Source organism: Acholeplasma equifetale ATCC 29724, assembly GCF_000687735.1.
Lineage (GTDB): Bacteria > Bacillota_I > Bacilli_A > Acholeplasmatales > Acholeplasmataceae > Acholeplasma > Acholeplasma equifetale.
On sequence record NZ_JHXL01000002.1, the window covers coordinates 131,851 to 147,358 of the forward strand.

Sequence of the window (15,508 nt, forward strand, 5' to 3'; positions counted from 1 at the left end):
GAAATAACAATGAAGAAAAAAATATATAGTTTAGTGTGTTTATTTATTTTTACATTAATAACAATGATATCACTAACAACTGAAGTGTATTCAAATTCGTATGATCCACTATTTGAGATCACGATTGTTGAAGCAAATTCTCAAAAATCTGAATTATCTATTGAAGAATTATATGAAAATTTAGACACTGAATATAATGAATTTATATTTGAGGTTTATGTTAGATCAGTCGGAGAAGAAAGAGAATTATCAAGTATTAAAGCTTCATGGATAATAACTAACAATAAATTATCTTATAGTTATAGTAGGGCAGATTTTTATGAGATTAAAGAAGGACGCACATCATACAAGGCCTTTGAAAGTGGTATATCTAATGCGTATTTTCAATTAGGATTAGGCAGTATAACTCAAGCGGGATATATAAATATCAAAATTCCAACAACAAATATTAAAATAGCAGAAGTAAATTTAGTTCTTGAAGGAGAGCTTACATCAGATGATACGTTGGAGTTTGGATTGAACTTTTTTGGAGATGAATCTACGGCGATATCACGTATTGACCCAAGTATGAACCCATCTAATATAAAATATGACAATAATCAAATTAAAGTAAACAGTTTTAAAGCTGGGTTACAAGGCGAAGATGCAACACTTAAATCACTTAATATTGGTTCACAAGGATACAGTGTTAGTTCTAAAGAGATTAATGCAAGCATCTCATATTTAGAAAGTTTAAAACCATTAACTGAATTAATTAAAGCTACACCAAATAAATCATCAGCATCAGTTGTCATAGAAAAAACTAAAGGTGAAGCAAATCGAATTCAAGTAGGCGATGAAGTAACAATTACAGTGACTGATGGTGGCACCATAGAGGTGTACACCATCACCTTTGTTGCTATTGCGGAGGCAAATTTAAAATTATCTGAATTAAAATATGTTGCTGATTCATCAACAACGTTATCTCCAAGTTTTAATCCGGATGAAAACAATTACTCAATTATAATTCCTGCATCTAAAAGATCAACAGGATTTACAATCGATCCTAAAGCTGCAAGTTCTGATGCAACACTTATAATTAAGTTAGATGGTGTCAATCAAACAAAGATTAATAATGTGTATAAATTTGTCAATTTAACACCTGGTATACATACGGTATCTATTATTGTTAAAGTTGGCGATTTAGAGAATGTTTATGAGTTAACTGTTAAACAAAAAGATGCAGAAAAAACTGCTACACTTAATACGTTTATTGTAAGAGATCAAAATAATACAACTTACTCAAGTACAACAGAAATTTTGTTACCAGAAGAAGCAAATTTATATCGTATGCAAGCTGAATTTTTAGAAAATACTATTTCATCAGTAAGTTTTGAAACATTAATTACATCTTCTACTGGTATGAGAGATGGAACAAGTGGCAATTTTGAAAAAGAGAAAAATCTTTTAAATATTTTTAAATATGCAACAGCTATTCAAATTGCTAAAGGTGAAACACATACAATTACGATTCATGCAATTGCTGAAGATGGTTCAGAACATGAATATGTCATATCAATTAAACGTAAAGAATCAAGTAATACAAATTTATCTAAAGTTGAAGTTATAGAATCAACAGGGACAAAAACCATTAATGCAGTGAATGGTGTTTATACATATAATGTAACAAATAGAAACGACATTATTACAATCAATCCTACAGGTGTTCTCGGTGAGAACCAAACAATTACTGTCTATAAAGATGGTAACTTGGTTACAGGTGGTAATATTGATTTAAATGATCTTGAAGAAGGTATTCATGAATATGAAATTAGAGTCATCGCTCAAGATGGAACAGCGAAATCTTATTCATTTAAAATTGTTATTTTATCAACAGACACGACATTTAAACTTGAAGGATTCAATTTTGGTGAAATAACCCCTATATTTGATTTAAATTCATTTACAAAAACAGGTAATACTTTTGTATTAAATGTTGCAATACCATATACAATAAATAAGGTAAGTATTAGTGTTTCTGCAACACATACTAAAGCGAAAGTTGAAAAGAGCGGTGGTGTAGGTGATTTTAGTAATAGTGCTAATACAATCACTGGAACATTAACATTCAATTCAACAGCAGAACAAGTTTTAACATTTGACATTAAGGTAACAGCTGAAAATACTACTGTAACTGAAAATTATTCAATTCAAATCAAAAGAGAAGCTGCTAAAACAGTTAATACTTTAGAATCGCTAACAATTAACGATTTTGAAGTGAATGGTTTCATTAAAGATACAACACCGGCTTCATTCTTAGGGGTAACTTTTCTTGACCCTTCTATAATTGCATCTGGGTCTGTTTTTGTAAAAGGTGAAGTCACAGACGGTGAAACAACTACAACTGTTTTATATCAATATAAAAAATCAACCGATACTACATACACTAATGGTCAAAGTATTAAATTTGACCGTGGTGTCAGATATGATGTAAGAGTGACTGTAACTTCTCAAGCAGGTACAACAAACACATATTATTTCCAATTTATTGTTGCAAGTAATAACAACAAAATTACTGGCATTCAAGTCTTAAATGATGAAAATATAGCATATCCATTACAATTTAACGAAACAACAACACAATATACAATTAATGTTACAGCTCAAGTATCTCGAGTTAAATTAATTGTAACAACTCAAGATTCATCAGCTAAAGTTATTAGTGGTGTTGATTCTAATGGATTTATATCATTAAATGCTGCAGGGTTAAGTACAACTGTTACGGTTTATGCAGTTTCTGAAGCTGGTACAGAAGGACAAAAATATCAAATCATTATCGCACGTGGGTCATATAGAGATATTAATACAATTGATACATTAGTAATATCTCATAATGGACAAGAATTGCCAATTAACTTTAATCCATTAATCAATGATTATAAATTAAGAATTGATGATTCAATGGATAGTTTTGATATTCTAGCAACCCTTCAAGACAATGGAAGTTATTTCCAAAATGGTTTAATGATTTTTGAACAAACATATACAATTAATAGTGGCGAAACAAAAGATATTATTATTGTTGTAACATCAGAAAAAGGGACAACAAGAACTTATAAAATATCAGTATTACGTGCAAACAACGTTACTGAAATTGAAAAAGTGATGGTTGGTGACAATACATATTTAGCATCTCAATTTGTTAATAATACATTAACATTAGCAGCAGTTGAATATAGTACTAATCGTCTATATGTTGAAGTGTTTACTAAAAAAGATTCAAAAGCAACCGTTACTTTCACACCTTCTTTAATGGATGGTTACTGGTTTCTAACAAAAACAGGAGAAATCATTTTAACATTTGAAGTAACTGCACAAGATAAAGAAACAAAGGAAAAGTATTATATTAAAGTTCATCGTAAAGAACCTAGCAGTCAAACACACCTTAATTTATTAGAAGTTATAACAACTTCAAATAAAAATCTTTTAGATGGTGTAATACCTACATATGAAGATAATCGTACAATTTACGATATTAAAGTTCCACGTGAAGTATATCTTCAAAAGATTAACTATGAACCAGGTCATATGAATCAAACAATTAATAAGACCTATTCAAATTTAACATTATCACCTGGTGGAACAAAGACATTTACAATTATTGTAACTGCTGAAGATGGTAAGACTATACATTACTATGAAATTATTATTACACAAAAAAATAGTGATAATAAAATTAATTCAATCATTATTAATGAAAATGAAATCGATTTAACAAAAGAAACTAAAGTTTATGATTTAGGTACTTTTTCATATACTAATCGAATTTTAAGTTTAGATGTCATTCTTAATGATGCGTTTGCTAAAGTATTGATAAATGGTGTTGAGTTCTTAGCAAATACATATGAACTTAAAACGAATGAAACACAATTTACAATTCGTGCTAAAGCAGAAGATGGATCACTTGGTGAGTTATATACATTTAAATATAAATTAAATGAAGCTAGTGATGACAATTTACTAGATAGTTTAAGTGTTTCAGCAAATGGAATTGAACTACTCACAGATATGGATTTATTAAATGGTAATAAATCAATTTTATTACCTAGTGATTTAGACATTACAGAAGTTTTAGTTAAAGCAAGTGCAACTAAAAATAATAAATCAATTTCTTTAGTAGTAGGTTTAAATGATGTTGTATATCCAACTCAAAACATTAATACAACACTTAAATTAAATGTTCAATCAGATGGTTCAATTAATCAACAATTTAGTATTTATGTTAAAGGTGAAAACAATTTAACAAAAACATATACGATTACAATTATAAAAGGTAGTCAATTAAGTGATAATAATGAAATTGCAAAAATTGAACTATATGATCAAAACAACAATCTTATTACAGAATTTAGTGAATTTGACGCAATGAGTATAAATGTACCTTATGAAATTACACACGCTACATTAATCGTTTATACTTTAGATACTCGTGCGAAAATTGAAGGTTCTTTATTTAAAGCTTTAACAGCGGATGCAGCAACTTTAATTAGCTTTAAAGTTAAAGCAGAAAGTGGTAAATTATCAGATACATATACTGTTTCAATATATCGTCAAAAAGCAAATACAAATGCAAATTTAGAAAATTTAGAAGTACTTGATAAAAATGGTGTTAATTTAATTGAATTTGATTCAAATAAGAACCTTTATGAAATATATGTTCCACGTGGGGAAACATCATTTGAAATTAAGTATGTATTAGGTCATAAATATCAAACTGTGACTGGTAAAGTAGGTAAAATTACTGCTAATAATGGCGAAGTGAATATCTATTCAATTTTTGTTACTGCACAAGATACATCTATTACAAATGAATATATCGTCAAAATTACAGTTAAAAACACAGATAATTCTATTTACTCTATTACCTTTGGAGAAGAAACACTTACAGTAAATAGCTCATTTACAAATTATGTATTTATGGACGTTCCATTTGAAATTAGCGAACTTTCATTAGATTTTATAACTGATCAATTTGCAACTAAAGTTGGAAATGGATTAAAGACACTTAAAGTAGGTAAAAATACATTTGAAATTTATGCCATTTCTGAATTAGGTCAAGCAGGTCAAAAATTAACTGTTGAAATCACAAGACTTCCTGGTGATAGCGATGCTACATTAAAGAACTTAACAGTTTATGATGTAACAAATCAAAACATGTTAATTTTTGATCAAACTTTTGATAAAAATAGCTATTTCTACACAATTACACTAGATGGTAAAACTTACGGTTCAATTAAAGATATTGAAATTGAAGCAGAGGCATCAAGTGTTTATGCAACAATTACCGGATTAGGTAATCATAAGGTAACTGAGTTAAGTGGTGAAATTGATGCTATATACAGTATATTAGTCACCGCACAAGATGGAAGTACAATTACATATCAAATTAGAATTATAAAGAAAAAAGATTTGAGTAATGAAAAAGGTATCGATTTAGTTGAAGTTTATACACTTGATAACGTTCTTATTAAGTCATTTGATACATTTAATCAAATGATTTTAGAAGTTCCATATGAAATTTCAAGTGTAAAAGTAATCGTTCATACAATCGATCCAAATTCAACCGTTTCTGGTGAGTTAGTTGCAGCATTAACACCAAATGTTGTTAAACAAATTACATTTAAAGTAGTTGCAGAAAACCAAACTGAATCATCACCATATAGTGTTATTATTACAAGAAAACCTGCAAGCCAAAATGCATATCTTGATGCATTATATGTTTATGATGAAAATGAAGTAAATCTTATTTCATTTGATAAAGAAACATATACATATAATTTAGACTTAACACGTGATTATGAAAAACTAAGATTTGAGTATGAATTAGGTCATGAAAATCAAATTATTACAGGTACTATAGGATGGGTAACACTCCATGAAGGTATGAATAAATTTCAAATTTTTGTTACTGCACAAGATACTGTAACTAAGAAGACATATACAGTAAATGTAAATGTCATCAATAAAGACAATACAATAAAGACAATTACATTTGGAAATCAAACAATTGAAGTACGTGAAAATCAAACACAGTATATTTTTGATGATGTTGCTTATCAAGTAAGTCAACTTAATCTTGATTTTGTTACAGATAGTTATGCAACTAAGAAAGGTGCTGGACAAAAATCATTAAAGGTTGGAGAAAATATATTTGAAATTTACGCAATTGCGGAAAATGGAATGGTGGGGAAAGTTTATGAAATTATCATTAATCGTTTACCTGGTGATAGTGATACAACGCTTAAGTCTTTAGAAGTATTTGACTTAACAAACCAAGTTATACTATCATTTGATGTGCCATTCCATCCTGCAACTTCTATTTATACAATTACATTAGAAGAAGGATACACTTTAAATCAATTAGAAATTAAAGCAGAAGCTACAAGTAGTCATGCAAGTATTTTAGGTTTAGGTGTTAAACAAGTGATTCCATATCAAAATGTAATATTTGAAGTTTATCAAATTACGGTGGAAGCTCAAGATAATTCAACAAAAACCTATGAAATTAGATTACTTCAAGCTCAATCAAAAACAGAACCTAATAAAGACTATGATGTATTTGATATTGAACTTATCGGAAGCGATCAAATTAATTACTTTGAAGGTTTATTTGAACCACTCGTAGGTTTACAAACAAGTGTTACTGTACCATATCATGTAACATCTGTTCAGCTTCAAGCTATCGTTTCGGAAGGTGCAAGTTTAGTTGGACGTAATAACCTTAAAGTATATGCTTTAACACCGGGTAAATCAATTACAATTGAAGTACAAGCAAAAGCTGAAAATGGCGATCTTAACCCAATTATATATACAATTGAAGTGACTCGTTTAGAAGGTTCTAAAGATAACGAATTAAAAGAATTAAAGATTCTAGAAATTGAAAATGATATTTTACATACTGAATTTGATTTAACTCAAAATTACATTAAAGTATATATTGAAAAGACAACAAAAAATATCGAGATTAAAGCTTTAGGTCCAGAAAACGCTAAAGTAACTTATGGAGATGTTGTTATTTCAAGTACTAAAAAGTTACATCATATCTTTGTTCAATCTGAAGATTTATCTATCGAACCTAGAATCTATACAATTGAAATTGATACAGTTAAAGATTCAAACGCTAGTATTCAAGATTTAATTGTAACAACTTTAGATGGAGACATTTTAAATATTTCTCCAACGTTTAATCCAACAATTAAAAAATATGCATTAGATATTACAGAATTAGATATTACCCATATAGATGTTAATGTCATTCCAAATAGTCCTTATGCAAGTGTTTTAAATGATGGTGTATTACAACTTACTACAAAAGAAGGCAAATCAACTGAAACATTTGTATTTACAGTTGTTGCTGAAGATGGCATAACTAAAGAAACTATTGAATTAACAGTAACACGAGAAGTTGATCCAAAAGATGATGTAGCAATCCATGATATTTCATTAGTTGGAAATGATTCTAAGAATTATCTTGGATATCAAAACGCATTAAATCGTTTTGAATCTCATATTTACGAATATGAAATTACCGTACCTTATGTGGTTCATACACTAAACTTAAATATTTACAACATGAATGGTGCAACATCCAATAAATCAGGATTATTTACACTAAAAGATCCTAGTGAAGTCACTGTGATTGAATTTATCATGGTAAGCTTAAGTGGTAAAACATCAAAACCTTACAAGATTACTGTTCATCGTGAATTACCAAGTACAGATAATACACTAAAAGATTTAAAAATTAACGGTAAATCCATTGAAAACTTTGATAGTGAAAATTTATATTATGAAATTGTTGTTGATGAATTAAAGGTTGATTCAATTATTATTGAAGGTATTAAAAATGATTCAACAGCATTAATTTCTGGTGATGGTGAAAAGGAAATTAAACCAGGTACAAATACATTTGTTGTAGAAGTTACTGCTGAAGATGGCTCAAAACGTAATTATACTGTTTCAGTTAAGAGTCAAAGTTTTGATACATCTTTAAAGTCTTTAGAAGTTGTAGACTATCCATTTACCGAAGTATTTGATGTGAATCGTTATAACTATCAAGTAAATGTTCCATATCAAGTTGATATGATTGAAATCATCGGTGAAGCACATCCTAAAGCACTAATATATGGTTTAGGTACAAAACGAGACTTAAAGGTTGGTTCAAATATCTTTGTTGTATATGTTGTCTCTGAATCAGGTGCAAGAAGTTTAAATTATCAAATTGAAGTGATTCGTGAAAAACCAAGTGATGATGCAACACTTAAGTTCTTACATGTATACGATGCTAATGGAAACTTAATTGAATTTACATCATCATTTGTAAGTACAACGTATGATTATATTGTTTACCTTGATAGTCAAAACATTATGTCAGTTAATATTGATGCAAAACCTAATGACCCAAAAGCACAAGTATTCAATACAGGAAATCAATTACTAGAAGGATTAATTGATGGTAAATATCATACAATTATTTCAATTCCTGTTATGGCAGAAAGTGGAAAAGTATTAAAATATACAATCAGCTTCTATCGTGAAATTAAGTTAGAAGATATTGCAGAAATTGAAGAACTTAACCTTTATGGTAGCGATAATGTTATTTATTTAGGAACAAACTTATTATCAAAAGTACAATTTGATAAATCAAATACAGGATATACAATTACTGTTCCATACGATATATCAACAATGAATTTACAAGTTAAAGCACGTGGTATCGTATATGGTGATGGTATTAAAGCGTTTGGTAATTCAAATCTTATTGTTTATTCTGTATACGTTAAATCATTAAGTCAAATTAATCAATCTAATGTATATACAATTCATGTAATTCGTGAAGAAGCGTTAACAGAAAATAAATTAAGTAGTTTAACATTAAATGGTGTCAATGTTCCTAACTTTAATCCAGATATTAATAGTTATGAAATGAGTTTACCATTTACACAAAATCCAATAATCCAAATTGGGGCAACAGCCTTTGGTGGAACCATTACTGGTATTGGAACATTTGAACTAAAATCAGGTAAAAACGTATTCCCAGTAACAGTGAGAGCTCAAAATGGTGAAATCAATACATATACATTAACCATTAATTATGTAGATTCAAATGCATTATTAGAATCACTACATATTAAGGGTTCAGATAAAGATGTTTATGATGATTCAACTGCTAAACTTTATGATGACTTTATATTTAATCCTGAAGCATTTGAATATATTATTAAGATTGATACGAATATTAAATATGTACGTATCACTGGTGCTGCGCAAGATACAGTTGGTGCACAAGTCGTTGGATTTGGTACTTATAAAGTAGGAAATACTGAAGAAAAAGTATATATCTATGTTAGAAGTGCTGATGGTTTAATTACTAACGTTTATACATTAAGAATCGTTAAAGAACATATACCATCAAATAATGCACAATTAGCTTCACTTTCTGTTGGTGGATATGAACTTACATTTGATAAAAATACATATCAATATTATTTATCCGTCAAAGGTGATGTAAATGATCTACTTGTATACGCATCAGCATTACATCCGAATGCTAAAGTATCAATTGTTGATTATGAATATGGTACACCATCTCAAGAAATTCAAGTTAAAGTGGATGGCATTGAACAAGGTAAGAACGTTATTTTAATTAGAGTTGTTGCCGAAGATGGAACAGAAGCTTATTATCGATTACATGTTGTTAAAGAAGCACAACCAGATTACTTATTAACTGTATTATTAATTGCAGTTATCCTATTATGGGTATCTACTGTTGTATTCTTCTTAATTAAACAATCTCGTCAAAAGAAAGATGATCGACGTAATCGTATGATTATATAGATAGAGGATAGAACATGAATACATTACTAACTCAAACTGATCAAATAATTATATCCATTGTTATTTTAGTTGTATCATGTGGACTTATTTGGTTGTTCTTAATTTTGAATAAAAAAGAATATAAAAGATATAAAAATGAACGATATAAATATTTAAATAACATCATGAAATATCCTGATTTCATGAAATTCTTAGAACACCAAATTGAAATAGGAAAATCTAATTTCACATTAGGATTAATATCTATTGATAACTTCACACAACTAAGAACATATTTGACAGAAGAATCATTAAGTGAATATTTAAATAAGATTGGAAAACTCATCCAAATGAATTTAAAAGTTGGATGGAAGTTTGCACAAACTAAACAAAGAGATACCTTTATTGTTTACAGCCCTGAGTTATATAGAGATGAAGAACTAAGTACAGTGGCTGACCGTTTTAAGAATGTTGTCGAGCGACGTATTTTCTTACAAAACCAAATACCAATAGATCGTACCCTAACTATCTCCTTTATTACGATTAAAGAAAATGCGTCGTTAGATAAAATGCTCTCACAACTTTTTGGCACCCTATTTGGTGCCAAAAAGCTTGGGGGCAACATGGTAAAAAACTATGATTCAAACTCAGTGATTAATAGTTATGATATCGAACGATATATTGAAATTGAAAACTCAATATACAATCAAGAATTTATATTTCGATATATACCAATTCAACATGAAGAATTAGAACGAATTGTTGGATTGGAACTTGAAATGGAGTATAAAACAAGTCTCCGTCAAATTAAGCACATTGAATTTTTAAAAACATTTGAATCAAGTCAAGATGTATATTGGTTTAGTTTATGGGCAATTGAAAGAGCCTTTGAAGAATTAAAAGAAGCGATTGATGTTTATCAAGAACTCTTTATTGAGTTACCGATAAATAGTAAGTTGTTAGAATATGATGTATTCATTCAAAGATTAGAAGCACTAGCTCATAAATATAAAATTCGACCAAATCAAATTCAATTAAATCTTTTATATATCAATGAACATATTCAAGATATTAAGGTTCAAAAAAATATATTAAAGCTTAAAAATTTAAACTTTAAATTTGTTGTAACATATTTAGAAAATATTAAATTAGAGGATGTTAAAGAGTATATTGACATTGAAAGATTAAAAGTATCAGTTGAGTATCACCAATTATTAAACAAAATTATCGATGAAAATGGATATAAATCATTAAATTTAATCAATATTAAGGATCAAAATGATTATGCTTTAGTTGATCAATATCCAATACCTTATGTAGAAGGCTTATTTATCGGACAAAAATTATTACGTGATGACTTATTACCTTATATGAATAAGGTTAAGAAGTAAAGGAGTATTATATGGAACAGTTTGCAGTATGGTTTATAGAACTTTTTAAAGAGATTGTAAAAAATATATGGAATTTTTTCAAAGACTTCTTTACTTTGATTTATGAAAGAACAATTGGTGACATCATTAGATACTATGAAACATTCTTAGTTTATAGTAAGTCATTTTCGACACTAGAATGGATTTTAGCGATTATATCAATTGTTGTTTTAGTTGTTTTATCAGCCTTAATCTTTGTATTAATTATTCAATTAATTGCTAGATATGTAAGATTTGTTAAAACAGAAAAAGATAAGGAAGTATTATTACAAGAAGTATCTGAATTGAACTATGAAATGTTAAAACTCATTGATGAAAAAAATGCAATGCTTGTATTAAGCGATCAAGCTAAAGATTCATCTACGGCAAGTACAACTAGAAAACAAAGTAAAGGATCAAATGTACAAAATCGCTTTACATTATTAACAAGTGTTGATGAAGCGTATCAATATAAAATTTTAGATATTAAAATGAGAGATGAAGATAAACTTTCATTAGAAGATTTAGTTGACCGATTCCAAAGTTTTTCAGCAAGTCAACTGAAACTTTATTATTCTAAGAAAACAATTCGTATTTTCTTTGCAGGTATGGCAACATCAAAAACAATGGTTCTAGAAGGTATTTCAGGGACCGGTAAAACATCTTTAGCATATGCAATGGGGAAGTTTTTCCAAAATGATGCAGCAATTATTTCTGTTCAACCTTCATGGCGCGATCGAAGCGAAATGTTAGGTTACTTAAATGAGTTTACAAAGCGATTTAACGAAACAGACTTCTTAAAAGCATTATATGAAACAACTTATCGTAAAGATATCAACTTTATCGTCTTAGATGAAATGAACTTAGCTAGAGTAGAGTATTACTTTGCTGACTTCTTATCAATTCTAGAAATGCCAGATCCAAATCAATGGAAAATTAGTTTAATCACAGACCAAAAACCAGAAGATCCAATTCACTTTGAAAATGGAAAACTAAGAATTCCTGAAAATGTATGGTTTGTAGGAACTGCCAATAAAGATGATTCAACATTTATGATTACAGATAAAGTGTATGACCGTGTTGCATCAATTGAGATGAATGATAAAGCGACTGTTTTTGATGCACCTTACACCGAAGGTGTGAGAATGAGTTATAGTTATTTAAAAAATCTTTTTGTAGAAGCATTAAACGAGTATCAAATGACACCAAAACTTATTGAAAACTTAGCTAAACTTGATGAATTTATTATCGATAAGTTCCAAATAGCATTTGGTAACCGTATTAATAAACAAATTCATACATTTGTACCTGTTTATATGGCATTAGGTGGTTCTGAAATTGAAGCACTTGATTATCTGGTAAGTCGTAAAATTTTAAGAAAATTTGAATCACTCAATCTTCCATTTTTACAAGATGAATTACAAGAATTAATCGATTTAATTGACAAGCTTTTCGGTAAAACAAATTTCCAAGATTCTAAAAAGATGCTCAATTCATATATCCGTCAATTCTAGAAAAGAGGTATCGATTTGAACTCAAATCCTAATTATGATATAGAACTTTATTATGAAATGCTTGTCGACGCATTTGAAAATCAAGAACAAAATACAGACTTTGCTAAAGCGTTTTATGATGCACTCAAAAGCGGTAATAAGACGCTTTACCAAAAACAAAAAACAGAACGAAAAAAGTTTGATGATACATGGATTACAACAATAGAATCCTATTTTCCAAATATTAACCGTATTACAAGAAACATGCGTTCACATTTAAAATACGAAGAAGAGATTATTCCAATTGAAAAAGTAAAACGTGTTACAAATGAATCGATTAAACATTTATCAAGTCATACGCAGTTTTTAAAAGAATCAAATGAAAATGAAGATGAAGTAATTCCTGAAAAAATCTTATCAGATTTATCAGAAATTGAATATGGTATTTATGAAAACCGCTTTATTATGACCTTAATCTATCGCTTAGAAAGTTATGTGTATGAACGTATTAAAGAGATAAAAGAACATTTATATGCAAAACGTAAAATCCATTTTTACACAGATAACACATTAAATTTTTCAAGCAGAAAATATCAGGTTAAAATTGATATTACGCAAGAAGAATCTATTCGTCAAAGAAAAGAAGATTTGCATAATGAAAATGTTTTAAGAAGAGCGGAAAGATTACATAAGTTAATTACAATGCTTTTTAATTCAGGATTCATGAAAGAAATGAAAAAATATAAACGTGTCACGCCACCTATTATTAAGACACAAATCATTCTTAAAAATCCTGATTTTAAAGCTGGATACTTTTTATGGCTTTACTTAGATCAACATTATGAATTAGGTTATGATTATGAAGTTGAAGAGATAAATAAGCGTTTTACGCCTATTTATAAACAAAATATTGAACGTCTCTTAATGGCAAGTATATCAACAATTTTAGCTCATAATAAAATTGATATAAAAACTGAAGACATTGATAAAAGATCATATAAAGAACTTCCGACAAAAATTATTTATGATTTACCGGGTGAAATTATTTTAGATGATAGTCCAAATTTAAAAATTGAAAACGTCAGTTTAAATGAATATTTTATGGTTCAATATAAAAAGATGTTTGGACAAAAAATACCAAAACCAGTTGAAATTAATAAAGAATTTAAAGTAAGTTTATATGAAGCGATGGAAGAGTCTTTAAAAATTCATAATGGTGTTTTTGAATCATTATTAAAATATAATGCTGATGAAGATGTATTTTCTAAATTAGTTCTTGATAAAGATCCTGTTAAGACATTAGAAAAAGCATATCAAAAACATAAAATTGCAAGTATCGTTCGTGAGATAAAAGAAAAAGATTTCAGAAGAATTTTAGAGCTTGAACATAAATGGGAAGATGAAATAAGAGCGCGTCAACAAGAACTTATCAAGTTAGAACAACAATTAAGTGATGATCGTATTCAAAAAATATTAGCTGATGAATCTAAAATTTTAGAAAAGAAAACGAAAACTCAACTTGAAAAAGAAAGAAGAAAATATTTATCTCAATTTAGATTAGAAAAACAAAAACTTATACGATACAAAAAACAACTTGAAAAAGAGTTGAAAGAAAAGCTTAAAAAACTCAAAGAGTCTGAAAAGAAAAAATTAACAAAAGAAAAAGAAAAACTTATTAAGTTACAGCAAAAAGAACTTGAAAAAGAACTTAATAAATTAAATAAATTACAACAAAAAGAATTTAAAGAAATAAGTAAAGAAAAAGACAAATTAAACCAAATTGAAGAAAAAATCTCAACAGGTCAAAATAAGGTTTAACACATTGACTTTTTATGATTCTAACGCTATAATATAATAGCGTTTTGGCCCCGTAGCCAAGTGGTAAGGCAGAGGTCTGCAAAACCTTTACGCGTCAGTTCAAATCTGATCGGGGCCTCCAATTCAATCTTCTATTAGTAAGAAAAAAGATAAAATACAGCAAAAAAAACTCAAAAATGGGTGATTTTTGTCTTTTAAGGGTACCAATAAATAAGTTCGAATCCCATCGACTGACGCATAATATAAATGATAAAAGTTGGCGATACTGATACGAACTCTATTTCAGGTGAACATAGTTTAAAAATAGACTTTGTACAAGTTTGACAAGAGACTTATTATAAATAACCACCTGATGTTCTCCAATTATGATAAACTAAAGTAAAGTTAAGTTGTGATTGGAGATTAAATGATTAATCTTTTTGTATAGAAGAAATTTTTGAATTATGAAAATACTACATGAAGAGTTGAAGTATTTATGAATATCGCTTTGGGAATCAATGTTAAAATCAAGGATTTGATTTTATGAAACAAAGAAAATGATAATAAAATAAGTGAAAAAATCAAAGGGGGTCAACAAAATGGACGTTTATGAAATAATAAGTACAATTTTACAAACATTATCTATCATAGGAACATTCTGTGCTGTAGTCGTTGCATTATACTTAGCAATTAGAAGCGAAAGACCACGGGTGGTTATTAATCATGGTATATATAATCAATTAGTTTCAGGAAAAGAGACTGAAGAATATTTTGTTATAATGATTACCAATGTTAGTAGTTTCCCGGTTCAAATAGTTCAAAACTTTGTTTTATTTACAGGTAAAAAAAAGCGAGAACAAGCATTTAATGATAAATGCTTCATCAACACAAGTTGGTTACATAAGCTTGCCAGTAACCATTGAGTATGGAAAAAGATATGATTTTTGGATTAAT

General features: G+C 28.4%; 5 protein-coding genes and 1 tRNA gene. All 6 read left to right on the plus strand.

Annotation, left to right across the window (positions count from 1 at the left end; translation table 11 throughout):
• Nucleotides 1-9: 9 nt before the first annotated feature.
• The 6 genes from T434_RS0102130 (at nucleotide 10) to T434_RS0102155 (ending at nucleotide 15,477) form a co-directional block, all read left to right on the plus strand.
• Nucleotides 10-9,876 (plus strand): cadherin-like beta sandwich domain-containing protein, encoded by a 9,867-nt coding sequence (locus tag T434_RS0102130; RefSeq protein WP_026399695.1) that lies wholly within the window; start codon nucleotides 10-12, stop codon nucleotides 9,874-9,876.
• A 14-nt stretch (nucleotides 9,877-9,890) separates the two neighbouring features.
• Complete coding sequence (locus T434_RS0102135) at nucleotides 9,891-11,246, plus strand: EAL domain-containing protein (protein WP_026399696.1); 1,356 nt, start codon at nucleotides 9,891-9,893, stop codon at nucleotides 11,244-11,246.
• An 11-nt stretch (nucleotides 11,247-11,257) separates the two neighbouring features.
• Nucleotides 11,258-12,778: a hypothetical protein gene (locus T434_RS06610; protein WP_051614327.1), complete on the plus strand. Its 1,521-nt coding sequence runs from the start codon at nucleotides 11,258-11,260 to the stop codon at nucleotides 12,776-12,778.
• Nucleotides 12,779-12,793: 15 nt separating this feature from the next.
• Nucleotides 12,794-14,575 (plus strand): DUF2357 domain-containing protein, encoded by a 1,782-nt coding sequence (locus T434_RS0102145; protein WP_026399697.1) that lies wholly within the window; start codon nucleotides 12,794-12,796, stop codon nucleotides 14,573-14,575.
• Between the two features lie 46 nt (nucleotides 14,576-14,621).
• Nucleotides 14,622-14,696 (plus strand) — tRNA-Cys (locus T434_RS0102150).
• Between the two features lie 457 nt (nucleotides 14,697-15,153).
• Nucleotides 15,154-15,477 (plus strand): hypothetical protein, encoded by a 324-nt coding sequence (locus T434_RS0102155; protein ID WP_162150627.1) that lies wholly within the window; start codon nucleotides 15,154-15,156, stop codon nucleotides 15,475-15,477.
• Nucleotides 15,478-15,508: the final 31 nt, after the last annotated feature.

What these genes read in the sequence shown, in the direction of transcription:
- T434_RS0102135 (WP_026399696.1), top strand. Translation starts at nt 9,891, where the DNA reads ATGAATACATTACTAACTCAAACTGATCAAATAATTATATCCATTGTT.
- T434_RS0102130 (WP_026399695.1), top strand. Translation starts at nt 10, where the DNA reads ATGAAGAAAAAAATATATAGTTTAGTGTGTTTATTTATTTTTACATTA.
- T434_RS0102155 (WP_162150627.1), top strand. Translation starts at nt 15,154, where the DNA reads ATGGACGTTTATGAAATAATAAGTACAATTTTACAAACATTATCTATC.
- T434_RS06610 (WP_051614327.1), top strand. Translation starts at nt 11,258, where the DNA reads ATGGAACAGTTTGCAGTATGGTTTATAGAACTTTTTAAAGAGATTGTA.